The 25,787-nt window shown below is 68.4% G+C and carries 22 protein-coding genes and 1 riboswitch; of the genes, 11 read left to right on the top strand and 11 right to left on the bottom strand.

The window, feature by feature from the left end; genetic code table 11:
* Positions 1-179 precede the first annotated feature (179 nt).
* A complete protein-coding gene (locus FHW84_RS19760) occupies positions 180-1,775 on the bottom strand; it encodes an MASE1 domain-containing protein (RefSeq protein WP_167257701.1) in 1,596 nt (531 codons plus the stop codon).
* Between the two features lie 210 nt (positions 1,776-1,985).
* Here FHW84_RS19760 and FHW84_RS19755 point away from each other — a divergent pair, with 210 nt between their 5' ends.
* The gene (locus tag FHW84_RS19755) at positions 1,986-2,630 is read left to right on the top strand and encodes a response regulator transcription factor (RefSeq protein ID WP_026634366.1); all 645 of its coding nucleotides are present in this window, start codon (positions 1,986-1,988) and stop codon (positions 2,628-2,630) included.
* Positions 2,631-2,888: 258 nt separating this feature from the next.
* Here the strand turns inward: FHW84_RS19755 and recN are convergent, their stop codons facing one another.
* Entirely contained in the window at positions 2,889-4,565 is a 1,677-nt protein-coding gene (gene recN / locus FHW84_RS19750) for a DNA repair protein RecN (protein ID WP_167257700.1), read from the bottom strand.
* Positions 4,566-4,725: 160 nt separating this feature from the next.
* Between recN and hrcA the strand changes: the two genes are divergently transcribed.
* From hrcA to FHW84_RS19720, 6 genes are all read left to right on the top strand, one after another.
* Positions 4,726-5,787 (top strand): heat-inducible transcriptional repressor HrcA, encoded by a 1,062-nt coding sequence (gene hrcA / locus FHW84_RS19745; RefSeq protein WP_167257699.1) that lies wholly within the window; start codon positions 4,726-4,728, stop codon positions 5,785-5,787.
* Between the two features lie 82 nt (positions 5,788-5,869).
* Positions 5,870-6,403, top strand: a complete 534-nt coding sequence (gene grpE / locus FHW84_RS19740) for a nucleotide exchange factor GrpE (protein ID WP_167257698.1) — start codon at positions 5,870-5,872, stop codon at positions 6,401-6,403.
* A 105-nt stretch (positions 6,404-6,508) separates the two neighbouring features.
* On the top strand, positions 6,509-8,473 hold the full coding sequence (dnaK, locus tag FHW84_RS19735) for a molecular chaperone DnaK (protein WP_343203630.1): 1,965 nt from the start codon (positions 6,509-6,511) through the stop codon (positions 8,471-8,473).
* A gap of 128 nt (positions 8,474-8,601) precedes the next feature.
* Positions 8,602-9,729: a molecular chaperone DnaJ gene (gene dnaJ, locus FHW84_RS19730; RefSeq protein WP_167257696.1), complete on the top strand. Its 1,128-nt coding sequence runs from the start codon at positions 8,602-8,604 to the stop codon at positions 9,727-9,729.
* A 79-nt stretch (positions 9,730-9,808) separates the two neighbouring features.
* Entirely contained in the window at positions 9,809-10,603 is a 795-nt protein-coding gene (gene dapB, locus FHW84_RS19725; protein WP_167257695.1) for a 4-hydroxy-tetrahydrodipicolinate reductase, read from the top strand.
* A 38-nt stretch (positions 10,604-10,641) separates the two neighbouring features.
* Positions 10,642-10,834: riboswitch (yybP-ykoY riboswitch) on the top strand.
* 38 nt (positions 10,835-10,872) lie between these two features.
* Entirely contained in the window at positions 10,873-11,874 is a 1,002-nt protein-coding gene (locus FHW84_RS19720; protein WP_167257694.1) for a sodium:calcium antiporter, read from the top strand.
* Positions 11,875-11,905: 31 nt separating this feature from the next.
* Here the strand turns inward: FHW84_RS19720 and FHW84_RS19715 are convergent, their stop codons facing one another.
* From FHW84_RS19715 to FHW84_RS19695, 5 genes are all read right to left on the bottom strand, one after another.
* Positions 11,906-12,247: a hypothetical protein gene (locus FHW84_RS19715; protein WP_167257693.1), complete on the bottom strand. Its 342-nt coding sequence runs from the start codon at positions 12,245-12,247 to the stop codon at positions 11,906-11,908.
* Complete coding sequence (locus FHW84_RS19710; RefSeq protein WP_167257692.1) at positions 12,244-13,680, bottom strand: radical SAM protein; 1,437 nt, start codon at positions 13,678-13,680, stop codon at positions 12,244-12,246. Before FHW84_RS19710 ends, FHW84_RS19715 begins: the two co-directional genes overlap by 4 nt.
* A complete protein-coding gene (locus tag FHW84_RS19705; RefSeq protein WP_167257691.1) occupies positions 13,665-14,456 on the bottom strand; it encodes a prolipoprotein diacylglyceryl transferase family protein in 792 nt (263 codons plus the stop codon). The genes FHW84_RS19710 and FHW84_RS19705 overlap by 16 nt, the downstream gene beginning before the upstream one ends.
* A complete protein-coding gene (locus FHW84_RS19700) occupies positions 14,434-15,198 on the bottom strand; it encodes a tetratricopeptide repeat protein (RefSeq protein ID WP_167257690.1) in 765 nt (254 codons plus the stop codon). Before FHW84_RS19700 ends, FHW84_RS19705 begins: the two co-directional genes overlap by 23 nt.
* A gap of 82 nt (positions 15,199-15,280) precedes the next feature.
* Positions 15,281-15,976, bottom strand: coding sequence for a 2OG-Fe(II) oxygenase (locus FHW84_RS19695; protein ID WP_167257689.1), 696 nt, complete (start codon positions 15,974-15,976; stop codon positions 15,281-15,283).
* Between the two features lie 227 nt (positions 15,977-16,203).
* Here FHW84_RS19695 and carA point away from each other — a divergent pair, with 227 nt between their 5' ends.
* Genes carA through greA form a run of 3 tightly spaced genes read left to right on the top strand, consistent with a single transcriptional unit; the run spans position 16,204 to position 21,033 of the window.
* The gene (gene carA / locus FHW84_RS19690; protein ID WP_167257688.1) at positions 16,204-17,331 is read left to right on the top strand and encodes a glutamine-hydrolyzing carbamoyl-phosphate synthase small subunit; all 1,128 of its coding nucleotides are present in this window, start codon (positions 16,204-16,206) and stop codon (positions 17,329-17,331) included.
* A gap of 1 nt (position 17,332) precedes the next feature.
* Positions 17,333-20,560: a carbamoyl-phosphate synthase large subunit gene (gene carB, locus FHW84_RS19685; RefSeq protein WP_167257687.1), complete on the top strand. Its 3,228-nt coding sequence runs from the start codon at positions 17,333-17,335 to the stop codon at positions 20,558-20,560.
* On the top strand, positions 20,557-21,033 hold the full coding sequence (greA, locus tag FHW84_RS19680) for a transcription elongation factor GreA (protein WP_167257686.1): 477 nt from the start codon (positions 20,557-20,559) through the stop codon (positions 21,031-21,033). Before carB ends, greA begins: the two co-directional genes overlap by 4 nt.
* A 273-nt stretch (positions 21,034-21,306) precedes the next feature.
* On the opposite strand, the gene ykgO is transcribed toward greA, so the two are convergent.
* The 4 genes from ykgO to FHW84_RS19660 form a co-directional block, all read right to left on the bottom strand.
* Positions 21,307-21,432 carry a type B 50S ribosomal protein L36 gene (ykgO, locus tag FHW84_RS19675; RefSeq protein WP_008215056.1) on the bottom strand — a complete coding sequence of 42 codons (126 nt, stop codon included), beginning with the start codon at positions 21,430-21,432 and terminating at the stop codon, positions 21,307-21,309.
* A 76-nt stretch (positions 21,433-21,508) separates the two neighbouring features.
* On the bottom strand, positions 21,509-22,423 hold the full coding sequence (locus tag FHW84_RS19670) for a LysR substrate-binding domain-containing protein (protein WP_167257685.1): 915 nt from the start codon (positions 22,421-22,423) through the stop codon (positions 21,509-21,511).
* Between the two features lie 231 nt (positions 22,424-22,654).
* Positions 22,655-24,667: an NADPH-dependent 2,4-dienoyl-CoA reductase gene (locus FHW84_RS19665; protein ID WP_167257684.1), complete on the bottom strand. Its 2,013-nt coding sequence runs from the start codon at positions 24,665-24,667 to the stop codon at positions 22,655-22,657.
* A gap of 62 nt (positions 24,668-24,729) precedes the next feature.
* Complete coding sequence (locus FHW84_RS19660; protein WP_167257683.1) at positions 24,730-24,990, bottom strand: acyl-CoA-binding protein; 261 nt, start codon at positions 24,988-24,990, stop codon at positions 24,730-24,732.
* Between the two features lie 106 nt (positions 24,991-25,096).
* On the opposite strand from FHW84_RS19660, the gene cmk reads away from it, so the two are divergent.
* On the top strand, positions 25,097-25,777 hold the full coding sequence (cmk, locus tag FHW84_RS19655) for a (d)CMP kinase (protein WP_167257682.1): 681 nt from the start codon (positions 25,097-25,099) through the stop codon (positions 25,775-25,777).
* Positions 25,778-25,787: the final 10 nt, after the last annotated feature.

Raw genomic sequence — 25,787 nt, 5'->3', positions numbered from 1 at the left:
TGCCCTCCGGTAGCGGAGGAACGGCTTCCTGCCGTTCTTCATGCCCACCGTCCCCACGGTTGGCATGGCTCACCATCTTGCGATGGTGGCTCCCCCACATCGATGGGAAGGATGCTAACGAGCTGTTCACGAGCCCGGTATTGGAAAATTTCCTAGAAGTGGGAACTTTCTGGAACGGTTTACAAACGCTGTGTGAAGCCGTTCGCATTGCTGCTGCGCAGCAGTATGCGCAGGTGCACGCCCTGCGATTCCGGGCGCAGGCGGAACACGCCGCCCAGCGAGGTCACGCGGTCGCGCATGCCCTGCAGGCCGCGGCCGCCGCGCGGCATGCGGGTGGGCAGGCCCACGCCGTCGTCGCGGATATCCAACAGCGCCAGCGCGCCACCCTGGCGCTCGCCGATGCGCAAACGCAGCTGGAAAGTGGACGCCTGCGCATGCTTCACCGCATTCGTCGCGCTCTCCTGCACCAGACGGTAGATGGCGGTGCGCGTGTCTTCGTCCAGCAGGCGCGGGTCGCCGTGCAGGTCGGTGCGGTAGATGACGCCGGCGGTGGCGAGCAGATCGCGGATGGGGCCTTCGTCCAGCGCGCGCAGCAGGCCGAATTCGTCGAGCACGGCGGGGCGCAGGTCGTCCAGCAGGCGATGCAGCGCGCGGCGCATATGGCCCAGGATGCCATTGATCGACAGGCCGATATCGTCCATGCCCGCCTGCGCCAGGCGCGCCTGCGCCAGCTTCAGGTGGGTGGAGATCGCGGTGAGGTTCTGGCCGAGTTCGTCGTGCAGTTCGGCGGCCATGTGGCGGCGCTGGTTTTCCTCGGCCTGCAGGTTGCCGCGCGCGGCGTCGCGCAGCTGGCGGGCGAGCTGGTCCAGGCGGCGATTCACCGCGGCCAGGTACACGTTCTGCTCGGCCACGCGCTCGCTGCTGCGGCGTAGCGCGTCGGTGGCCGCGCCCAGCATCAGCGCGCCGGTGCCGGCGACGGCGAGGAACAGCTGCGCGGGGGCTTCCGGCGCGGGGCGGCCGGCGAAATGGTCGACCACCGTCATGCCCAGGCTGGAAATGAGCATGGCCAGGCTGGCGCCGCGCCAGCCGTGGCGGAACGCGAAGAACAGCACCGGCGCCAGCGACAGAATGCGCGCGAACTGCGGTTGCGGCGCGGGGTGCGAAGAAAGCAGCAGCAAAATCGCCAGCGCCGGCAGCATCACCAGCAGGCCGTCCATGGTGAGGTTGGCCAGCGCGCGATGCTCCAGATGCGCGCGGAACAGCATGATCAGCAGCGGCACCACCAGCAGGGTGCCGACGTAATTGCCCAGCAGGTCCTGGCCCAGCGCGCGCATCAGCAGCTGCGAGGAAGGCACGGCGTGCACGGCGGTGAGGATCGCCGCATCCACCACCGTGGTCGCCGCCACGGTGAACGCCGCGGACAGCAGCAGGCGCGAGACGTCTTCCGGGTCGCGCATGCTCACGTGCAGCTGCGCGCGGCGCATCAGCCACAGGCACAGCGTCACCACGACCGGTTCCGGCAGCTCGCCCAGGATCAGCCCCTGCCAGCCCAGCGGCATGCCCTGGGTCAGCGCCAGCAGGGTGGTGGCGCCGAATTCGGCGAACAGCAGCCACGGCCACATCCGCGTGGGCGACAGCAGCAGGGCGCCGAAGCGCAGGCCGTAGGGCAGCATCCAGTAGGGCTGCTCGGTCGGCCACAGCAGCAGCCACAGCAGGAAATAGCCGACGCAGGCGAAGATGCCGGCCCAGGGCAGGAACAGGGGTCTCGAAAGCATGGCGGCGATGGTACATGCGGCTGCTGAGAGAGATCAGGGGTGGTCGATGCAGAGTGATATGCACCGCTTCGCCCGGACCCTCATCCGGCTGCCGCCACCTTCTCTCCCACGGGGACTACCTTCGGGTCGCCGGAGGGAGAAGGATTCCAGCGTGGGGGCTGAGGTGGGCCCGTGGGCAAAGGGCGGGGGGCTGCTATACAGTGCGGACCCATGTACAGCATTGTCCTGGTCGATGACCACGCCATAGTCCGCGAAGGCTTCAAGCGGCTGATCGAATTGGAGCCGGACCTCGAGGTGGTGGCCGAGTGCCGCAGCGCCGACGACGCGGTGGAAGCCGTGAGCCAGCGCCGCCCCGACCTGGTCGCCCTGGACCTCTCCCTGCCCGACGGCAGCGGCCTGCCGCTGATCGAGCACCTGCGCAGCGTGGCCGACCAGACCCGCATCGTGGTGCTGAGCATGCACGACGGCGAGCCCTATGTTTCCGAAGCGCTGCGCCGCGGCGCCAGCGGCTACGTCACCAAGGGCGTGGCGCCAGAAGAGCTGGTGGCCGGCCTGCGCGCGGTGATGCAGGGCGAGTGTTTCCTGAGTTCGGACCTGCGCCAGCGCCGCGCCGAACGGCCGAGCGAGGCGCTGGATCCGATCAACCGCCTCACCAGCCGCGAGCGCGAGGTGTTTCTGCTGCTGGCGGAAGGCCGCGCGCCGAAGCAGGTGGCAGGTGAGCTGGGGATCGGGCAGAAGACCGTCTACATCCACCGCGCCAGCCTGATGGGGAAGCTGGGGGCGGGGTCGGAACTGGATCTTTACCGGATGGCGAGCGAGCGGGGGTTGTTGCCGCGGCGCGAGGGGAAGGGCTGAGGCTTCAGCGTTCAAAGCTGGCCGCAACCTTTCCCGTCATTCCGGCGTAGGCCGGACGAGCGCGTAGCGCGAAGAACGCCCGCAGGGCGGCCCCGAAGGGGTGAGCGAAGCGAATCATCCAGTAGCGGGGCGCTGCATCAAGGCGTGGGCGTTGAAAGGCAAGGCCTTTGGCGCTTGCCGCGACCATCCAACGGTGACGTCACTGGATTCCGGCCTGCGCCGGAATGACGAGCAAAAAGAACCGCCGGAATGGCAGCCTTAAGCCGTCTGCGCCCGATCCAGCATCTGCTTGGCGTGCGCCCGCGTCTCCTTGGTGATCTCCACCCCGCCCAGCATCCGCGCCAGCTCGTCGCGACGTCCGTTCGCATCCAGCTTCTCGATCCGCGTCTGCGTCGAACTGCCGTCGCTGTGCTTGCTCACGCGCAGGTGCGCATGACCCTGCGCCGCCACCTGCGGCAGATGGGTGACGCACAGCACCTGCCGCTGGCCGCCCAGGGCGCGCAGCTTCTGGCCGACCACTTCGGCCACGGCGCCGCCGATGCCGGTGTCCACTTCGTCGAACACCATGGTGCCGACCGTGTCCTTGCCCAGCGTGGCCACTTCGATGGCCAGGCTGATGCGTGCCAGTTCGCCGCCGGAGGCCACCTTGCGCAGCGGGCGCGGCGGCTGGCCGGGGTTGGCGCTGACCAGCAGCTCGCAGCGTTCGCGGCCCTGCGGGTCCGGTTCGTCGCTGCCGGCCGGTTCCAGCTCGATCATCAGCTGGCCGCCGGCCATGCCCAGTTCCGACATCAGCGCGCCGACTTCCTTGCCCAGTTTGGCGGCGGCCGCGGCGCGGGCCTTGCTCAGCCTGGTGGCGGCGGCGTCGTAGTCGCGGCGCAGTTGGTCGCGCTGGGCGGCGAGTTGTTCCAGCGCTTCGCCGGCGCCTTCCAGTTCGGTGAGTTCCGCGCGCAGGGCGGCGGTTTTCTCGTGCAGGTCGGACACCGGCGTGCGGTGCTTGCGCGAGAGCTCGTGCAGGCGGGTGAGGTGGGTGTCGACCTCGGTGTAGCGCTCCGGGTCCAGGTCCACGTCCTGGGCGTAGCGATTGAGGCCGTCGGCGGCTTCGCCCAGCTGGATGGCGGCGTCGTCCAGCAGCTGCAGCAGCGGGGCGAGGCGGTCGTCCAGGGCAGCCAGCTTGTCCAGGTCGGCGTGGGCGCGGGCCAGGGCGCGGCTGAGCGCCAGCTCGCTGTCGCCGTCGATCAGCTCGGCCACGCCGGAGGCGCCTTCGGCCAGCCGGCCGGCATTGGCCAGGCGCTTGTGGCTGGCTTCCAGCTCCGCCAGTTCGGCCGGGGCCAGCACCCATTGCTCCAGTTCCGCCGCCTCGTGGCGCAGCAGTTCCAGGCGCTGCTCGCGGTCTTCGCCGCCGCTGAGCTTGCGGATGCGCGCGCCGGCCTCGCGCCACTGCACGGCGCTGTCGCGGGCCTGGGCCAGCAGTTCGTCGTGGCCAGCGTAGGCGTCCAGCAGGGCCATCTGGTGGGCGCGGGAGAGCAGGGCCTGGTGCTCGTGCTGGCCGTGGATTTCCACCAGCAGGGTGGCCAGCTCGCCGAGCTGGCTGGCGCTGGCCGGGCGGCCGTTGATCCAGGCGCGCGAGCTGCCCTCGGCGCGGATCACCCGGCGCAGGCGGCAGCTGCCGTCCTCTTCGTCCAGTTCCTCGCTGCGCAGCCATTCGCGCGCCTCGGGCAGGGCGGCCAGGTCGAATTCGGCGGCCAGTTCCGCGCGGTCGCTGCCGGCGCGGACCATGCCGCTGTCGGCGCGGCCGCCGGCCAGCAGCAGCAGAGCGTCGACCTGCAGGGACTTGCCGGCGCCGGTCTCGCCGCTGACCACGGTAAGGCCAGGGCCGAAGGCGATCTCGGCTTCTTCTACTACTGCGAAATGGCGGACGTAGAGCGAGGTAAGCATGGGGTATCGCGTCGGTGAGTCGGAGGATTGTAAAGGCAGACCCCGGCGGGGAGGAGCGGGCCTGAACGCCCCCGGTACCAGCCCCCGCCTGTCCGGTTTTCTTGCAAACTAGCGGACCAAACCTTATTTCTTAGCCGTCTCACGGATTGCCACAGCGCGCATGTCACGACCTCTCGCCCACGACCTGGATATCCGCGCCCGGCGGCTGCTGCGCACGCTGATCGCGCAGTACCTGGCCGACGGCGAGCCGGTGGGATCGCGCACCCTGTCGCGCTCCTCCGGGCTGGACGTCAGCCCCGCCACCATCCGCAACATCATGGCCGACCTGGAAGACGCCGGCCTGGTCGCCTCGCCGCACACCTCGGCCGGCCGCGTGCCGACGCCGCGCGGCCTGCGCCTGTTCGTGGACAGCCTGATCGAGCTGCAGCCGCTGCCGCACGAGGAAATGGCCCGCCTGCAGCGCGAGCTGCCGGCCGGCCCCACCACCACGCGCGACCTGCTGGGCAATGTGTCCAGCCTGCTCTCGGCCATGACCCATTTCGCCGGTGTGGTCACGGTGCCGCGGCAGGTGGATTTCCCGCTGCGCCATATCGACTTCGTGGCCCTGCCGGAGGCGCGCGTGCTGGTGATCCTGGTGTTCTCGGACAACCAGGTGCAGAACCGCGTGATCCAGCTGGCCAAGCCACTGGACCCGGGCGAGCTGGAACAGGCCGCCAATTACCTCAATGCGCATTTCGCCGGGCTGCGCCTGGACGACATCCGCGCCCACCTGCTGCGCGAGCTGCGCGAGGCCAGCAGCGAACTGAACCGGATGATGTCCAGCACGGTGGAGCTCGCCGCCGCCTCGTTCGCGCCGCAGAGCGAGAGCGACGACGTGCTGGTCAGCGGCCAGACCAACCTCATGGGCTACGCCGAACTGGCCAACCTGGAGCGCCTGCGCGAGCTGTTCGAGGCGTTCCAGAAGAAAAACGAGCTGCTGCAGCTGATGGAAGTGTGCGCCCGGGCGCCGGGCGTGCGGCTGTTCATCGGCGAGGAATCGGGCTTCGCGGCACTGGACGGCTGCAGCGTGGTCACCGCCACCTACGGCACCCAGGGGCGCGTGCTGGGGGCGGTCGGGGTGATCGGCCCCACCCGCATGGCCTACGAGCGGGTGATCCCGGTCGTGCAGGCCACGGCCGGCGTGCTGAGCGACGCCTTGAATCGCGCCGCCACGGCCTTATAACCGCCACGGGAGGCGGGGTTACCCGCGCAATGTAGGGAGGTCGGCACGCCGTGCCGGCCATGTTTGGGTTTTGGAGTCTTTCATGCAGAACAACGACCAGCAGGTGCCCAGCGGGGCGCCCGAGGCCAACGCGCCGGACGCGCAGGCCCACGCCGAACTCGAGGCCTTGAAGGCCCGGGTCGCCGAACTCGAAGCCGCCAACACGGAGCTGCGCGACACCGTGCTGCGCGAGAAGGCCGAGATCGAGAACCAGCGCCGCCGCCTGCACCGCGACGTGGAGCAGGCCCGCCGCTTCGCCAACGAAAAGCTGCTCAACGAGCTGCTGCCGGTGTACGACGGCCTGGAAATGGGCCTGACGGTGGAAGGCGGCGACGTGGCCAGCGTGCGCGAGGGCATCGCGCTCACGCTCAAGTCGCTGCTGAAGATCGCCGAGAACAACGGCCTCGTGCAGGTCGACCCGGTCGGCCAGCCGCTGGATCCGGAGCGCCATCACGCGGTGAGCATGGTGGAAGCGCCGGGCAAGGCGCCGAACACGGTGGTCAGCGTGCTGCAGAAGGGCTACGTGCTGAACGACCGCCTGCTGCGTCCCGCGCTGGTCGCGGTCGCCAAGGACTGACCTGGGTTTGGCCGCCTGAACGCGGCCACGCCGACAGCTTCAAAACACCAGAGAAGGGTCCGCCGGCGCGTTGAATCGCCTGAGCCGGGCCCCATTTGACCAGACATCGCGGCCGCGGGGCCGCATCGAGATTCGGAGCATACAGACATGGGCAAGATCATCGGCATCGACCTGGGTACGACCAACTCCTGCGTCGCCATCATGGACGGCAGCACGGCCAAGGTCATCGAGAACTCGGAAGGCGATCGCACCACGCCTTCGATCGTCGCTTTCACCAAGGACGGCGAAGTGCTGGTGGGCGCGCCCGCCAAGCGCCAGAGCGTGACCAACCCGAAGAACACCTTCTACGCGGTGAAGCGCCTGATCGGCCGCAAGTTCACCGACGCCGAGGTGCAGAAAGACCTGCACATCGTGCCGTACGGCATCGTCGCGCACGACAACGGCGACGCCTGGGTCAGCACCGCCGATGGCAAGAAGATGGCGCCGCAGGAGATCTCGGCGAAGGTGCTGATGAAGATGAAGAAGACCGCCGAGGACTATCTCGGCGAGCCGGTCACCGAAGCGGTGATCACCGTGCCGGCCTACTTCAACGACAGCCAGCGCCAGGCCACCAAGGACGCCGGCAAGATCGCCGGCCTGGAAGTGAAGCGCATCATCAACGAGCCGACCGCGGCGGCCCTGGCCTATGGCCTGGACAAGAAGGGCGGCGACCGCAAGATCGCGGTGTACGACCTGGGCGGCGGCACCTTCGACGTGTCGATCATCGAGATCGCCGACGTCGACGGCGAGAAGCAGTTCGAGGTGCTGGCCACCAACGGCGACACCTTCCTGGGCGGCGAAGATTTCGACCTGCGCGTCATCGACTACCTGGTGGAAGAGTTCAAGAAGGACCAGGGCATGGACCTGCGCAAGGATCCGCTGGCCCTGCAGCGCCTGAAGGACGCCGCCGAGCGCGCCAAGATCGAGCTGTCCTCCAGCCACCAGACCGAAGTGAACCTGCCGTACGTCACGGCCGACGCCTCGGGCCCGAAGCACCTCAACATCAAGCTGACCCGCGCCAAGCTCGAAGCGCTGGTGGAAGACCTGGTCAAGCGCACCATCGAACCCTGCCGCACCGCGCTGAACGATGCGGGCCTGCGCGTCTCGGACATCGACGAGGTGATCCTGGTCGGCGGCCAGACCCGCATGCCCAAGGTGCAGGAGTCGGTGAAGGACTTCTTCGGCAAGGAGCCGCGCAAGGACGTCAACCCCGATGAGGCCGTGGCCGTGGGCGCCGCGATCCAGGGCGGCGTGCTGGGCGGTTCGGTCAAGGACGTGCTGCTGCTGGACGTGACCCCGCTGTCGCTGGGCATCGAGACCATGGGCGGCGTGATGACCAAGCTGATCGAGAAGAACACCACGGTGCCGACCAAGGCCTCGCAGGTGTTCTCCACCGCCGACGACAACCAGACCGCGGTGACGGTGCACGTGCTGCAGGGTGAGCGCGAGCGCGCCAGCGCGAACAAGTCGCTGGGCAAGTTCGACCTCACCGGCATCGATGCCGCGCCGCGCGGCATGCCGCAGATCGAAGTGACTTTCGACATCGACGCCAACGGCATCCTGCACGTGTCGGCCAAGGACAAGAAGACCGGCAAGGAACAGAAGATCGAGATCAAGGCCGGCTCGGGCCTGTCCGAGGAAGAGATCGCCGGCATGGTCGCGGACGCCGAGGCCAACAAGGAAGAGGACCGCAAGTTCCAGGAACTGGTCAGCACCCGCAACAAGGCCGACCAGCTGGTGCATGCCACGCGCAGCGCGCTGAAGGAGCACGGCGGCAAGGTGCCGGGCGAGCAGCTGAGCACGATCGAAGGCGCGCTGTCGGAGCTCGAGAAGGCGAAGGACGGCGACGACAAGGCCGCGATCGAGGCGAAGATCGAGAAGCTGGAGCAGGCCGCGCAGGCGCTGAACGCGGCGGCCCAGGGCGCCGGTGCCGGTGGTCCGCAGGCCGGCCCGCAGGGCGGCGCTTCCGGTGCGGCCGACGACGTGGTCGATGCCGAGTTCACCGAAGTGAAGGGCGACGACAAGAAGTGATGGAGCGGCCGTCATGGCCGATCTGACGCAGCCCGCGCCTGGGGAAACCGAGGCGCGGGCTGTTTCGTGAGGAGAGTCATGGATCGCCGCCGATTCATGGAAAGCAGCGATCCAAGTCGGAAACCAGCATGAGCAAGCGCGACTATTACGAAATCCTCGACGTCGAACGGACGGTGACCGAGGTCGAACTGAAGAAGTCCTTCCGCCGCCTGGCGATGAAGTACCACCCGGACCGCTGTCCGGACGATCCGCATGCGCAGGAGAAGTTCAAGGAGGCCAAGGAGGCCTACGAGGTGCTGTCCGATCCGCAGAAGCGCTCGCTGTACGACCAGCACGGCCACGCCGCGTTCGAAGGCGGCATGGGCGGGCGCGGCGCCGGCGGCTTCGGCGACATGGGCGATATCTTCGGCGACATCTTCGGCGACATTTTCGGCATGGGCGGCGGCGGGCGCGGACGCACGCGCCGCGGCGCCGACCTGCGCTACCTGATGGAACTGGATCTCGAGGAAGCCGTGTTCGGCGTCGAGAAGAACATCCAGGTGCCGACCCAGGTGAACTGCCACCACTGCAACGGCTCCGGCTCCGAAGACGGCAAGACCGCGCAGTGCCGCACCTGCAACGGCCACGGCCGCGTGCGCATGCAGAACGGCATCTTCTCGATCCAGCAGACCTGCCCGCATTGCGGCGGCGCCGGCCAGACCATCGAGAAACCCTGCCGCCCCTGCCGCGGCGAAGGCCGCCTGGAAGAAAACCGCACGCTGTCGGTGCGCATTCCGGCCGGCGTGGACACGGGCGACCGCATCCGCCTCACCGGCCAGGGCGAAGCCGGCGGCGCGGGCGCCGAGGCCGGCGACCTGTACGTGGAAGTGCACGTGCGCGACCACGCCATCTTCCAGCGCCAGGGCAACGATCTTTACTGCGAGCTGCCGATCCGTTTCGGCCAGGCCGCGCTCGGCGCCGAGCTGCTGGTGCCGACGCTGGAAGGCGAGGTGTCGATCCAGGTGCCGCCTGAAACCCAGACGGGGCAGCAGTTCCGCCTGCGCGGCCGCGGCGTGAAGTCGGTGCGCAGCGGGCGCACGGGCGACCTGATCTGCCACGTGGTGGTGGAAACGCCGGTGCGCCTGACCAGGCAGCAGCGCGAGCTGATGGAGCAGCTGGAAGCCACCTTCACCCATGACGACGCCGACCAGCACACGCCGCGCGCCAAGACCTGGGTGGATGGCGTGAAGCAGTTCTGGTCGCGCGTCACGTCGTAACAGCCGATCTTTGTCGGGATGTTGCGCCGGCGCGTGCCGGCGCTAGCATCGCCGCTTCACCGTCCGCAGGAGTTCCCGCATGAGCCGTCCTCTCCGCCTCGCCGTCGTCGGCGCCACGGGCCGCATGGGACGCGCCTTGCTGGACCTGCTGAAGGACGACGCCCGGTTCGAGGTAGTGGCGGCGCTGGCCTCGTCGTCGCGGCTGGGCGAGCCGGTGCATGCCGGCGAGGAAGGCCTGCGCTACATGCGCGAATGGCCAGCCGTGGCGCCGGAGGTGGCGATCGATTTCAGCGGCCCCGCCGGTCTCGGCGCCGCGCTTGCGCATTGCCGTGCGCACGGGATCGCCCTGGTCACCGGCACCACGGGGTTGGATCAGGCGCTGCAGGATCAACTCGCTGCCGCCACGCACGATATCCCCGTGCTGCGCGCCGCCAACTTCAGCCTCGGTGTGGCCGTGCTGCGCCGCCTGGTGCGCGAAGCCGCGGCGGCCCTGCCGGACTGGGACCTGGACATTCTCGAAGCCCACCACAACCGCAAGGTGGACGCGCCCTCCGGCACCGCGCTGGCGCTGGGCGAAGCGGCGGCTGCCGGACGAAACCTGTCCTTGAGCGACAGCGCCGTCTACGCCCGCGAAGGCACCACCGGCCCGCGCGAGCACGGCAGCATCGGCTTTGCCGTGGTGCGCGGCGGCGACATCGTCGGCGAGCACGAGGTGTGGGTGATCGGGCAGGGCGAGCGGGTGGAACTCAATCACCGCGCCACCGACCGCTCGATCTTCGCCCGCGGCGCCATCGAGGCCGCGCACTGGCTGGCCGGCCGCCAGCCCGGCGCCTGGGACATCGACACCATGTTGTCCGAGCGCCTGCGGCGCTGATCGGCTTGCTGCGGCCCGGCGGCGCCGCTACCATGCCGCCCGTTGTCATTGGGGAGTAGCCATCCTCGCTCCCGGAAGCTTCGCTTCCACCACCAGAGGAATTCGCGTCAACAGACTTGAAGCTTCGGCTTCATGGCGCGAATGGCAGCCGCTACCGGTCACGGTGGCCGCATGCCCGGCGAGACCTTTGGCGCGACGCGCTTGCCCGGCCGGGCGAGGTGCGTCGTTGCCATCGGTTATCCGCTCGCCCGGCCTAGGATTCGAAGCCCATGCTCACCGCCTTCCTGTTCCTGCTCTCGGCCGGCGCGATCTACGTCGCCTGCGAATACTTCGTCAACGGCGTCGAGTGGTTCGGGCGCAAGCTCAACCTCGGCGCCACCGCCACCGGCACCGTGCTGGCCGCGTTCGGCACGGCGCTGCCGGAAAGCGCCGTCACCTTCGTCGCGGTGGTGCTGGGCCGCACGCCCGAGCAGAAGGACATCGGCGTCGGCGCCGCGCTGGGCGGCCCGCTGGTGCTGGCGACGATCGCCTATGCGGTGGTCGGCCTGGCCTTGTGGGCCAATCGCCGCCGGCTGCAGCGCACCGACAACCTGGTGCGCGTGGAGCACGGACGCCTGGCGCGCGACCAGGGCTGGTTCCTCGCCATCTTCGTGGTCAAGTGCGGCCTGGGCCTGATCGCGTTCGCGTGGAAGCCCTGGCTGGGCGTGCTGTTCCTGGCCGCGTACGGCCTGTACGTGTGGCGCGAGCTGCAGAACGCCGACACCGCGCCGGAAGAAGAGGAACTGGAGCCGCTGAAATTCCAGCCCAAGGCGCTGGACCCCGCGCTGTCGCGCGTGCTGCTGCAGACCACGCTGGCGCTGCTGGTAATCGCCTTCGCCTCGCATACCTTCGTCAAGCAGATCGAGGCGATCGGCCTGGCCCTGCAGCTGTCGCCGCACCTGGTGGCGCTGGTGCTGAGCCCGGTGGCGACCGAGCTGCCGGAGACGGTGAATGCGCTGATCTGGGTGCGCCAGGGCAAGGAGCGGCTGGCGCTGGCGAACATCTCCGGCGCCATGATGATCCAGGCCACCATTCCCAGCGCGCTGGCGATCTTCGCCACGCCGTGGCTGTTCGATGCGCCGCTGATGGTGGCCGGCGTGCTGACCGGCGTGGCGGTGATCGCGCTGTGGTGGCTGTTCCGCCGCGGCCGCGTGGATGCGCGCTGGATCGTGCCGGTGGGCGGCCTGTACGGCCTGTTCGCGCTGTACGTGGCCTGGCATTTCGCCGCCTGAGCCGCGGGGCACTGCCCACGGGCAGCGCCGTTCAGCCGTGGAAGCCGCTGCCGCCGCTGTAGAGCAGCCCGAAACAGGCTGCCACCAGCAGCAGGAGCACGGCGATCACCGAGGCCAGCCCCAGCAGCATGCCCCCGCCGGTGCGCGTGCGCCCGCGCACCAGCAGCACCACGGCCCATACCACCACCGCCACCGGCGGCAGCGGCCACAGCATGGCGTTGGTCTGCAGCACGGCGACTTCGCCGCCGATCATTACGGCCCAGGCGATGCCGATGCCGGCCCATAACGAGCCGCGCTGGTCGGGTGCCGGGCGCGGAGGAGTGGGCACCGGCGGCGCAGCGTTCTGGCCGGGGCCGGGCGACTGTTCGCTCATGCGTTGCTCCTTTCGATGGCGCGCGCCTGTTCGATCTCCTGCCGCAAGACGCGCAGCTTCTGCGCCTTGTCGTCGCGATAGAACAGGTTGAAGGTATCGAACGGCACGATGCGCCCGTCCGGCTGCGCGATATGCACGCAGGATTTCTTCACCGCGCGCAGGTCGAAACCGTGCGCGTCGATGAACTGCATGATCAGCACGCGGAACACGTTGCGGTACGACAAGTCGTCCGGCGCCTGCACCTGCGGCAGGCAGCACAGCAGGTCCGACAGCGAGCAGGCCTGCGATTCCGGCGAATGATTGGTGGCGAACAGCTCGAACACATGCGCGCGCAGTTCCTCGTCGCGCTCCACCACGATGGTGTTGCGGCCCTTGTTCACCAGGGTTTCCGGCGAGACGAAGCGGGTCAGCGGCAGCACCTGCTCGCCGAGCTTCAGCGCATAGGCCATGGCCAGGCAGTCCGGATTGCACGGCACCGGGATCAGGTCGTCGGGCTGGAACAGCGGGCTCTGTTCCAGGATGCGCCGGCGCACTTCGCTCAAGGTGAGGCGGTCGCGTCCCGGTTCGTAGCCTTCCAGCCGTCCGGCCGCCTGGATCGGCTGGAAAGTCACGCCGCGCACGCAGGGCTGGGTGAGGGCGAAGTCGATGATCTCGCCCAGCTCGCCGTCGTTGAGGCCTTTCTTCACCGTCACCACCAGGGTGGTGGAGATGTCGTGGCGGTTCAGATGCTCCAGCGCCTTCAGCCGCACGTCGCGCAGGCGGGCGCCGCGCAGGTCCTTGTGCACCTCGTCGCGCAGCGAATCGAACTGCAGGTACAGCTCGAAGCCCGGCAGGTACTCGGCCAGGCGCGCGGCGAAATCCGGCTCCTTGGCGATGCGCAGGCCGTTGGTGTTGACCATCAGGTGGCGGATCGGGCGTTGCCGCGCCGCGTCCAGGATGGCGAAGAAATCCGGATGCAGGGTGGGTTCGCCGCCGGAGATCTGCACCACGTCCGGCTCGCCCTCGTTTGCCACCACCGCGTTGAGCATGCGCTCCACCGTGGCCAGATCGCGGAAGCCTGGGCGGTGCGGGCCGCTTTCGGCATAGCAGACCGGGCAGCGCAGATTGCAGTGGTCGGTGATCTCCACCAGCGTGAGGCAGGAGTGCTGCATGTGCTCCGGGCACAGACCGCAGTCGTAGGGGCAGCCGTAGTGCTGCGGCGTGTTGAAGCGCTGCGGCAGTTCCGGCGGCTTGATATAGATCTCGCGGCACTGCCGGTAATACGCCGCGTCGTCGGCCAGCAGCACGCGTTCGCGGCCGTGCTGCGGACACCATTTCTCCAGATAGACGCGCTCGTCCTTGATCAGGATCTTCGCTTCGACCCGGCGCAGGCAGGTGCTGCAGATCGAGATCGCGCTGTCGTAGAACAGATACGGCCTTACCTTGGCTCCCATGCGCCTCTCCTGGCGAACAGCACCCGCAGGATGCGGGGCAGCTCGCGATGGTAATAAAGCAGTCCGGCCACGCACAGAAGCTGCAGGCCGGACAGCGCATGCAGATAGGCGTAGGGCAGGGGCTTGATGAATTCGACCAGCAGCCGGAACGACAGGTAGCCGATCATGAAGGCGCGGAAGCGGTCGCCGGGTTCGGCCAGCGCCTGGCGGCGCGCATGGATCAGCGCGTACTGCGCCAGCAGGAAGGCGATCTCGTAGAGCTGGGTGGGATGCCGCGGCATGCCGTCGCCGAAGTCGACGCCCCAGGGCAGCGCGGTCGGGTTGCCATAGGTGTGATCGTTCAAGCCGGCCAGGAAGCAGCCGACGCGGCCGATGCACATGCCCACGGTCAGCGGCAGCACGAAGGCATCGCCGGTGGAGTTGCGCACGCCGGCGATCTTCTTGGCCAGTTCCACCCCGGCCAGGCCGCCGAGCAGGGCGCCGACGATGGACTTGCCTTCCAGCAGATGCCATAGGTTGGGGAAGTCGCGGAAGGCGGCCAGCGGATCGTCCAGCCAGAACGCCAGCTTGGCCCCCAGGGCCGCGCCGACGATGGCGCCGACGGCCACCCAGGCCACATGGTCGTCATGGCTGAAGGCCTGGGGCGCCAGCTTGCGGCGCGTCCACAGGAAGGTCCGGAAGCCGATGGCGTAGGCCAGGGCCTCGAACAGGGTATGCAGCGCGACCGGACTCACCCTGGCCGGCCCGCCGCGCTCACGGCTCGACCGCGCTGGCATCCAGGCGGGTCAGTTCCTGCTTGGCGGCCTTCAGCCAGGGCTGTTCCTTGCGGCGGTAGTAGCCGGGCATCAGCTTGGCGCGGCGCAGCTGCGCCTCGAATACCTCGCGCGCCTCGGAGTGGCGCTGGTGCCGGCCCAGCAGGCGGCCGTAGCGGAAGCGGCCTTCCTCACCGGGGTAGCTGTCCGCCAGCACGCGGTATTCCTCCAGCGCCGCCTCGGTGTCGCCCAGTTCCTCCAGGCAGCGGGCGTAGAGCAGGTGGCCTTCACTGGACTTGAAGCCTGGGTTGGCCCCGATCAGCGCCTCCAGCGTGTGCCGCGCCTTGGCCGGGTCGCCGCCTTCGGCCTGGGCCCGGGCCAGGCCCAGCATGAAGCCCGGCTCGGTGGCGTACATGCCGGTGAGCAGGCTCTGGAACAGCTCCTGCGCATTGGCGTAGTCGCCCAGCTCCAGGCATTCCTCGGCCAGCCGGCGGCGGTTGTCGATGGTGTTGCTCAGCTCCAGCCGGCGCTGCAGCTCACGGCGGCGGCGCTGCGGGTCGATCACCTGCAGCGCCTTGCTGGCGGCCTTGCGGCCGCGCGGGTCATGGCGCAGGTCGGGCAGCACGGCGGCGAGGACATAGACCGCCACGGCCAGGTAGGAACCGATCAGGATCAGCCAGATCCAGTACATCGGCCGCCCGCTGCGCACCACGTGCACGGCGCAGCCGATCTGAAGGGCCAGGGACAACATGACGACGACGGGCATGCCCTCTCCTTAGGATGCAAGCGGTCGAAGTCCTTGATGCTACGCGAACGCGGGTTACCCGGGGAATCCACCCCGGGGTATGTCAGCCGCGGTGCGCCGCGTTGCGGTCGCGGTCCGCGCCGAGCTTGCGGTCGAGTGAGCCGAACAGCTTCTTGAAGGCGCGGGCGAACTTGCCGCGCTTGGTCTTGCGCAGCTTTTCCTCCTCGCTGGTGAGCCAGGCCACCTGGATCACCCGGCGCTCGCCCTCGTAGGGCAGGTGGCCGTGGAAGGAGTTGTCGCAGCGCTTGAACACCGCGAACTCGCCGTACAGCGGCTTGAGTTCGGGCGCGACGATGTCGTCGATGTTGTCGATGCTGCCCAGGAAGCGCAGGCAGCCGTCGCTGGTGTCCGGCCACTGCGTGTTGAGGTAGAGCAGGGCGGTGGCGACCTTGGACTTGCTGTCGGTGTGGATGGTGCCGTGGCGCTTGTTGAGCGAGCGGCACAGGGTGACCAGGGTGGGGTACTGGCCCAGGTTCTCTATCCCTAAGCGCTTGCCGATCGCGCCGGCGAATTCCGGCGTGGTCAGGCGCTCGACCAGGGCGTTGACGGTGGGGCCGCAGTCGCTGGCGTCGTAGGGAAAGAAACCGGCGCTGGCGTAGCGCGGGAAATCGCGTTCCAGGTCGGTGCGCGACTCGTCCGGCAGCTGCCCGTGGGCGATCAGGAACGGGAAGGGCTCCAGCCTGATATCCGTGTCCGGTCGGTCGAGGCGGGCAGGATCGAGCAGAACGGCGGCGCTCATGGGCGTGTGCATCTCCTTTGGAACGGGCGCTAGTGTAGCGCCTGTCCTGTCGTCCGGCGGACAAGAACACGCCACGTTCACGGCGGTGTCAGCGGTAGAGATCGGTGGACAGAACAGGCCTTCGCACCTATCATTGCGACCCGCCCAAAGACTTTCCTCGACCAAGGTCCACAAGCCAGCTGGTAGCGGCTTGCGGACTTTGCTGCACCTAAAAGGCGGCCCCCTCCATGCCTATTCCCGCTCTGCTTGCCCTCGAAGACGGCAGCGTATTTCACGGCCAGGCCGTGGGTGCGACTGGTGAAACCGTTGGCGAAGTGGTCTTCAACACCGCCATGACCGGCTACCAGGAGATCCTCACCGATCCCTCGTACTCGCGTCAGATCGTCACCCTGACCTATCCGCACATCGGCAACACCGGCGTCAACGCCGAGGACGCCGAGTCGCTGGCCGTGCACGCCGCCGGCCTGATCGTGCGCGACGTGCCGCGCCGCGCGAGCAACTGGCGCAGCACCGAGAGCCTGCCGGACTACCTCAAGCGCCTCGGCATCGTGGCGATCGCCGGCATCGACACCCGCCGCCTTACCCGCATCCTGCGCGACAAGGGCGCGCTGGCCGGCTGCATCGTCGCCGGCGAGCACGCCGACGCCGAGGCCGCGCTGGCCAAGGCGCGCGCCTTCCCGGGCCTCAACGGCATGGACCTGGCCAAGGTGGTCAGCGTGACCAGGCCCTACGCCTGGAAGGAAGGCACCTACGATCTGGACCGCCAGGCCTTCGAACAGCCGGCCACGCGCTTCAAGGTGGTGGCTTACGACTACGGCGTGAAGTTCAACATCCTGCGCCTGCTCGCCGCGCAGGGCTGCGACATCACCGTGGTGCCGGCGCAGACGCCCGCCGCCGAGGTGCTGGCGATGAAGCCGGACGGCGTGTTCCTGTCCAACGGCCCCGGCGACCCGGCGGCCTGCGATTACGCGGTGGCCGCCACGCGCGAATTCCTGGACGCGAAGATCCCGCTGTTCGGCATCTGCCTGGGCCACCAGATCATGGGCCTGGCGCTGGGCGCCAAGACCTTGAAGATGAAGTTCGGCCACCACGGCGCCAACCATCCGGTGAAGGACCACGACGACGGCCGCGTGCTGATCACCTCGCAGAACCACGGCTTCGCGGTCGACCCGGCCACCTTGCCGGCCAACGTGCGCGTCACCCACAGCTCGCTGTTCGACGGCTCGCTGCAGGGCTTCGCGCTCACCGACCGCCCGGCATTCTGCTTCCAGGGCCACCCGGAAGCCAGCCCCGGCCCGCACGACATCGGTTACCTCTTCGAACGTTTCGCCCAGCTGATGCAGGAGTCCCGCTGAGATGCCCAAGCGCACAGACATCAAGAGCGTCCTGATCATCGGCGCCGGCCCGATCGTGATCGGCCAGGCCTGCGAGTTCGACTACTCCGGCGCGCAGGCCTGCAAGGCGCTGAAGGAAGAGGGCTACCGGGTGATCCTGGTGAACTCCAACCCCGCCACGATCATGACCGACCCGGAAACCGCCGACGCGGTCTACATCGAGCCGATCAACTGGCAGACGGTGGAACGCATCATCGCCAAGGAGCGCCCCGACGCGGTGCTGCCCACCATGGGCGGCCAGACCGGCCTCAATTGCGCGCTGGACCTGGCCGACAACGGCGTGCTGGAAAAGTACGGCGTGGAACTGATCGGCGCCTCGCGCGAAGCCATCCGCATGGCCGAGGACCGCGAGCTGTTCCGCATCGCCATGAAGGACATCGGCCTGGAATGCCCCAAGGCCGAGGTGGCCAAGACCTTCGAGCAGGCGCTGGACATCCAGGCCAAGGTGGGCTTCCCCACCATCATCCGCCCCAGCTTCACCCTGGGCGGTTCGGGCGGCGGCATCGCCTACAACAAGGAAGAATTCGAGGAGATCGCCAAGCGCGGCCTCGATCTCTCGCCCGTGCACGAAATCCTCGTCGAGGAATCGGTGCTGGGCTGGAAGGAATTCGAGATGGAAGTGGTCCGCGACAAGGCGGACAACTGCATCATCGTGTGCTCGATCGAAAACCTCGATCCGATGGGCGTGCACACCGGCGACTCGATCACCGTGGCGCCGGCGCAGACGCTTACGGACAAGGAATACCAGCGCCTGCGCGACGCCTCGATCGCCGTGCTGCGCAAGATCGGCGTGGACACCGGCGGCTCCAACGTGCAGTTCGGCATCAATGCCGAGGACGGCCGCGTGGTGGTGATCGAGATGAACCCGCGCGTGTCGCGCTCCTCGGCGCTGGCCTCCAAGGCCACCGGCTTCCCGATCGCCAAGATCGCGGCCAAGCTGGCCGTGGGCTACACGCTGGATGAGCTCAAGAACGACATCACCGGCGGCCTCACCCCGGCCTCGTTCGAGCCGACCATCGACTACGTGGTCACCAAGATTCCGCGCTTCGCCTTCGAGAAATTCCCCTCGGCCGATGCGCGCCTGACCACGCAGATGAAGTCGGTGGGCGAGGTGATGGCGATGGGCCGCACCTTCCACGAGTCGCTGCAGAAGGCGCTGCGCGGCCTGGAGATCGGCAAGACCGGCCTGAACCCGACCGGCGTGGATTTCACCAGCGACGAAGGCCTGGCCGCGCTCAAGCGCGAGCTGCGCGAGCCGCGCCCGGACCGCGTGTTCCACCTGGGCGACGCGTTCCGCGCCGGCCTGTCGCTGGAAGAGGTGTACGGCCTCAGCCGCGTGGATCCGTGGTTCCTCGCCGCGTTCGAGGACATCGTGCTGACCGAGAACGAAGTGCAGGCGCAGGGCATCAGCGCGCTGGACGCACTGCGCATGCGCGAGTTGAAGCGCATGGGCTTCTCCGACGCGCGCATCGCGGAACTGACCGGCACCGACGAAGCCGCCGTGCGCCACCTGCGCCGTACCCTGGGCGTGCGCCCGGTGTACAAGCGCGTGGATTCCTGCGCCGCCGAATTCGCCACCACCACGGCCTACATGTACTCGACCTACGAGGAAGAGTGCGAAGCCAACCCCACCAGCCGCGACAAGATCATGGTGCTGGGCGGCGGTCCGAACCGCATCGGCCAGGGCATCGAGTTCGACTACTGCTGCGTGCATGCGGCGCTGGCGCTGCGCGAGGACGGGTTCGAGACCATCATGGTCAACTGCAACCCGGAAACCGTGTCCACCGACTACGACACCTCCGACCGCCTGTACTTCGAGCCGCTGACGCTGGAAGACGTGCTGGAGATCGTCGATCTCGAAAAGCCGAAGGGTGTGATCGTGCAGTACGGCGGCCAGACGCCGCTGAAGCTGGCGCGCGCGCTCGAAGCGGCCGGTGCGCCGGTGATCGGCACCTCGCCGGACTCGATCGACCTGGCCGAGGACCGCGAGCGCTTCCAGCAGATGATCGAGAAGATCGGCCTGAAGCAGCCGCCGAACCGCACCGCGCGCAACGCCGACGAGGCGCTGGCGCTGGCGCGCGAGATCGGCTACCCGCTGGTGGTGCGTCCGAGCTACGTGCTGGGCGGCCGCGCGATGGAAATCGTCTACGGCGATGCCGATCTCTCGCGCTACATCCGCGAGGCGGTGCAGGTCTCCAACGATTCGCCGGTGCTGCTGGACCGCTTCCTCGACCACGCGGTCGAGGTGGATGTGGACATCATCGCCGACGCCGAAGGCAACGTGCTGGTCGGCGGCATCATGGAGCACATCGAGGAGGCCGGCGTGCATTCCGGCGACTCGTCCTGCTCGCTGCCGCCGTATTCGCTCTCCAGGGAAGTGCAGGACGAGCTGCGCCGCCAATCCGCGCTGATGGCGAGGGAGCTGAAGGTGATCGGCCTGATGAACACCCAGTTCGCCATCCAGGGCGACACCGTGTTCATCCTGGAAGTGAATCCGCGCGCCTCGCGCACGGTGCCGTTCGTGTCCAAGGCCACCGGCGTGCCGCTGGCCAAGATCGCCGCGCGCGCCATGGCCGGCCGCACGCTGACCGCGCAGGGCACCACCAAGGAAGTGATCCCGTCGTACTACTCGGTGAAGGAAGCGATCTTCCCGTTCCTGAAGTTCCAGAACGTGGACCCGATCCTCGGCCCCGAGATGCGTTCCACCGGCGAGGTGATGGGCGTGGGCCGCAGCTTCGGCGCCGCCTTCGCGCGCGGCCACGACGCCGCCGGCATCAAGACGCCGCCCAAGGGCAAGGTGTTCGTGTCGGTACGCGATGCCGACAAGGACCGCCTGCTGCCGGTGGCCAAGGACGCCGTGTCGCGCGGTTTCAGCCTGGTCGCCACCGAAGGCACGGCCGCGTACCTGGCCGGGCACGGCGTGGCCTGCGAGCGCATCAACAAGGTGGCCGAAGGCCGCCCGCATATCGTCGACCTGATCAAGAACGGCGAGATCGTCTATATCGTCAACACCACCGAGGGCAAGCAGGCGATCGCCGACTCGTTCTCGATCCGCCGCGAAGCCCTGCAGCATCGCGTCACCTACTCAACCACCGTCGCCGGTGCCCGTGCACTGGTGCATTCGCTGGACTACCACGGCGCCGGTGAAGTGCACAGCTTGCAGGAGCTGCACAAGGAGCTCACAGCATGAGTCGCGCCCCTATCACCAAACTGGGTTCCGAGCGCCTGCGCGCGGAACTGGAACGGCTGAAGTCCGTGGACCGGCCGCGCATCATCGCGGCCATCGCCGAGGCGCGCGCGCACGGCGACCTGAAGGAAAACGCCGAATACCACGCGGCGCGCGAGCAGCAGAGCTTCACCGAGGGACGCATCGCCGAACTCGAAGCCGCGCTGTCCACCGCCGAGGTGATCGACGTCACCCGTCTCAATCCCGGTTCGCGCGTGGTGTTCGGCGCCATCGTGGACCTGGAAGACGAGGACAGCGGCGAGGCGGTGACCTACCAGATCGTCGGCGACCTGGAGGCGGACATCAAACAGCGCCTGATCGCGGTGTCTTCGCCGATCGCCCGCGCGCTGATCGGCAAGAGCGCGGACGACAGCTTCGAGTTCCAGGCGCCGAACGGGACGAAGCGGTATGTGATCACCGGGGTGCGTTACAACTGACGTGGCTGGGGGCGCGAGGTTTTCCTCGCGCCCCTCAGCCCGTCATCCCGGCGCAGGCCGGGATCCAGTGGCGAGGCGCTGGAGATGAGGCGCAGGCGCCACAAGCTCAGCTCTTGAAGCCAGTGGCGGCCACCGGATGGTGTCGCTACTGGATCCCGGCCTACGCCGGGATGACGCTGTAGGAAAGTGTTCGGGTATGTCGGGTCCACAAAACCCAGGCAATAAAAAAGGACCGCTGATGCGGCCCTTTTTATGACTCGTCGCGGCTGAAACTCAGCGCTGACGGGCCTTGAAACGCGGGTTGCTCTTGCAGATCACGAACACCTTGCCGCGACGGCGCACAACCTTGCAGTCACGGTGCCGCTGCTTGGCGGACTTCAAAGAGGAAAGCACCTTCACGGCCAGCTCCTGACACTAACGGGAAAAGACAAGCTCGCAAGTGTAGCTGCTTGATTGCCCTGGAACAAGTACGTCCTCACAACAAATTCGGTACGGAGCGCGCCTCGGCCACCAGGGATAGGAACTGGGCCAGCACCGGGGAGGCGTCGTCGCGGCGGCTGGCCACGGCCAGCAGCATGTAGGCGTCCGGGTCTTCCAGCTGTACATAGCTGACCCCGGCCAGGGCCACCGAGCACATCGAGGCGGGGATCAGCGCCAGCCCCATGCCGGCGGCCACCAGCATCAGCAAACCGTTGATCTGCTGGGCGTGCTGGCGGATCAGCGGGTGGAAATCGGCCTTGGCGGCGATCAGGGTCAGGCGGTCGTACAGGGTGGCGGCCAGCTCGCGCGGCTGCACCACGAAGGGGGCGTCGGCCACTTCGCGCAGCCAGATCTTGCGGCGCGCGGCCAGCGGATGCTCGGAGGGCAGGGCCAGCAGCAGGGGTTCGCGGTCGATCTCGTCGATGCGCAGGGTGTGGGTGTCCGCCTCGTGCCTGGGCAGGTCGCGCACGAAGCCCACGTCCAGCTCGCCGGCCAGCAGGGCGGCGAACTGCGGCTCGGTGTACATCTCGCTGAGGATCACCCGCACGTGCGGCGCGTGGCGCCCGTAGCGCAGCAGGGTCTGGGGCAGGGAAGGGTGGAAGGTCACCGACACGGTGTAGGCCAGCCGCAGCTGCCCGCTGAAGCCCGCCGCGGCCTGCGAGACCTGGCTGCGCGCCTCGTCGGCCTTGGCCAGGATCTGCCGGGCCTGCTCCAGGAACACGCGGCCGGGTTCGGTCAGGGCCACGTTGCGCTTGTCGCGATCGAGCAGGCGCACGCCCAGGTCCGCTTCCAGCGCCTGGATCTGCTGGGACAGCGGCGGCTGGGAGATATGCAGGCGCTGCGAGGCCCGGGTGAAGCTGAGTTCCTCGGCCACGGCGACGAAGTAGCGGAGCTGGCGGAAATCGAACATATAGGGTTTACATATAAGAATCGTCCGAAATATATATTGGCCGATGCGGTCTGTCGAACCTATGCTTCCGTTCGTCCCGCCACCGTCCCCTCCCCCCAGGTGGCGGCGACCCTCGCCCCGCAGCGACGCTACCCCCGCGATACCCGGCCCCCTCCCCCTGGCCCGCTATCGACGCGTCGTCTAGCGGGGCGCTTTCTTTTCTGCTCCCCGGAAACGCGACTGACCAGCCCCTCAGAGGGTGCTGGCCAGCCGCGTGCCCTGGGCGATCGCGCGCTTCGCATCCAGTTCGGCCGCCACGTCGGCGCCGCCGATCACGTGCGCGGCGACGCCGGCGGCGAGCAGGGCGTCGGCGAGTTCGCGCAGCGGCTCCTGGCCGGCGCAGACCACGACGTGGTCGACCGGCAGCAGCTGCGGCTTGCCGCCGACGGTGATGTGCAGGCCGGCCTCGTCGAGGCGGTCGTAGCTGACGCCGCCCAGCATCGCCACCTGCTTGTTCTTCAGCGTGGCGCGGTGCACCCAGCCGGTGGTCTTGTTGAGGCGCGCGCCGGGGCGGCCTTCGGAGCGCTGCATCAGCCAGATCTGCCGCGCCGGTTTTTCCGGCGCCGCGGCGAGCAGTCCGCCGCGCGCGTCGAGCCGCATGTCCACGCCCCATTCGCGCGTCCAGCGCAGCACGTCGGTGGTCGGGGAGGGCGCGTGCTCGGCCAGGAATTCCGCCACGTCGAAGCCGATGCCGCCGGCGCCGATGATGGCCACGCGCTGGCCGACCGGGCGGTGGTGCGCGAGCACGTCCAGATAGCTCAGCACGCGCGCATCGTCACTGCCGGGGAAGGCCACCTTGCGCGGCGCGATGCCGGTGGCGATCACCACCTCGTCATAGCCGCGCAGCGCCTCGACGTCGGCCCTGGTGCGCAGGCGCAGGCTCACGCCGAGATCCGCCAGGCGATGGCGGAAATAGCGCAGCGTCTCGTGGAATTCCTCCTTGCCGGGAATCCGCTTCGCATAGTTGAACTGGCCGCCGATTTCCTCGGCCTGGTCGATCAGCGTGACTTCGTGCCCGCGCTCCGCCAGCGTGCTGGCGCAGGCCATGCCGGCGGGGCCCGCGCCGACCACGGCGATGCGCTTGCGCTGCGCGGCCGCGGTGATGGGCAACTCGGTCTCATGGCAGGCGCGCGGATTCACCAGGCAGCTGGCGCGCTTGTTCTGGAACACGTGGTCGAGGCAGGCCTGGTTGCAGGCGATGCAGGTGTTGATGCGGTCGGCGCGCCCGGTGGCGGCCTTCTTCGCCCACTCCGGATCGGCCAGCAGCGGCCGCGCCATCGACACCATGTCGGCATCGCCCTCGGCCAGGATGCGCTCGGCCACGTCGGGCATGTTGATGCGGTTGGTGGTGATCAGCGGAATGCCGACCTCGCCCTTGAGCTTGCGCGTCACCCACGCAAAGCCGGCGCGCGGCACGCTGGTGACGATGGTCGGGATGCGCGCCTCGTGCCAGCCGATGCCGGTATTGATGATGCTGGCGCCGGCGGCTTCGACGGCCTTGGCGAGGGTGACGATCTCGTCCCAGTCCTGGCCCTGCTCGACCAGGTCCAGCATCGACAGTCGGTAGATGATGATGAAATCGCGGCCCACCGCTTCGCGCATGCGGCGCACGATCTCGACCGGAAAACGCATGCGCCCGGCCGCGCTGCCGCCCCAGCTGTCGCTGCGGCGGTTGGTGCGCTCGGCCAGGAACTGATTGATCAGGTAACCCTCCGAACCCATCACCTCGACGCCGTCGTAGCCGGCCTCGCGCGCCAGCTTCGCGCAGCGCACGAAGTCGGCGATGGTGCGCTCGACGCCGCGCGAAGAGAGGCCGCGCGGCGTGAACGGGGTGATCGGGGATTTGAGCCTGGAAGGCGCCACCGACAGCGGGTGATAGCCGTAGCGCCCGGCATGCAGGATCTGCATGCACAGCTTGCCGCCTTCCGCCTGCACCGCCCGCGTCAGCTTGCGGTGCCGCGCCACATGCCAGGGCATGGACAGGCGTCCGCCGAAGGGTTTCAGCCAGCCTTCGATGCTGGGCGCGATGCCGCCGGTGACCATCAGGCCGACGCCGCCGCGGGCGCGCTCGGCGAAATACGCGGCGAGCTTGTCGTAGTCGGCGGCCTTGTCCTCCAGGCCCGTATGCATCGAGCCCATCAGGATGCGGTTGGGCAGGGTGGTGTGGCCCAGGTCGAGCGGTGCGAAGAGGTGGGGGTAGTCCATACGGCCCGGTCGGTTCAAACGGTCGTATGAATGTGCCCGCTGGGCGGGCTCAAAAGCAAGGCTCAGGCGAGCAGCTGGCGCACCAGGGCGATGTAGCGGCGCATGGCGTCTTCGCGGGAACTGCCGCGCAGCTTGGCCCAGGCTTCGTACTTGGCGGTGCCGACGAAGTCGAAGAAGCCGGGCACGGCGCCGTGCACGTCGCCCTCCGAACCCTGCTTGTAGAGGGCGTAGAGCTTGAGCAGGGTGTCGTTGTCCGGGCGCTCGCCCAGCCCCTGGACGTCCTCGGCGGCTTGCTGGAACTCGCTTTGAAGATCGTCGCTCATGGATGGGCTTGGGCACGCGGCAGGACGGAGGCGGCCGGCTAGATAGCATGCGCTCCGGGTGGGGTCAACGCGTTAACATAGTGGTTTGCCTGCCGCCGGAGCCCCCATGAGTCCCTCGACCCCCGTTCCCGTGCTGACCATCGACGGGCCCTCGGGATCCGGGAAAGGCACCATCAGCCGGTTGGTGGCCGAGCACCTGGGCTGGCGCCTGCTCGATTCCGGCGCGCTCTACCGCGCGGTCGGCTACGCCGCCGGCATGGAAGGGCTGGACCTGTCCGACGCCGAGGCCGTGACCCGCTGCGCCCAGCACGTGAAGATCCGCTTCCAGGCCGCCCCGGACGGCGGCGACACCCACGTGCTGGTCAACGGCCACGACGCCACCGACGAACTGCGCACCGAGACCGCCGGCGCGGCGGCCTCGGCCATCGCCTCGATCCCCTCGGTGCGGGCTGCCCTGGTCGATCTGCAGCTGGGCTTCCGCAAGGCGCCGGGCCTGGTCGCCGACGGGCGCGACATGGGCACCGTGATCTTCCCGGACGCCCCCTACAAGGTGTTCCTGACCGCCAGCGCCGCCGAACGGGCGAAAAGGCGCTATAAACAGTTGAAAGCAAAGGGTCTCAGCGTTACACTCTCCGGCCTTCAGCGAGAGATTGAAGCGCGCGATGCCAGGGATGCCTCCCGGACCGTCGCGCCGCTCAAGCCCGCCGACGATGCGGTCCTGGTGGATACCACCGGCATGGGCATCGACGACGTCGTCGCGAAAGTACTTGCCGTCCTGCAGCCCTAGGGCTGCGCGA

Origin of the sequence: Dyella sp. SG562 (genome assembly GCF_011759495.1) — a bacterium.
Lineage (GTDB): Bacteria > Pseudomonadota > Gammaproteobacteria > Xanthomonadales > Rhodanobacteraceae > Dyella_D > Dyella_D marensis.
Note: the sequence above shows the minus strand (reverse complement) of the source record. Positions and strands in the feature narration are given on the sequence as shown.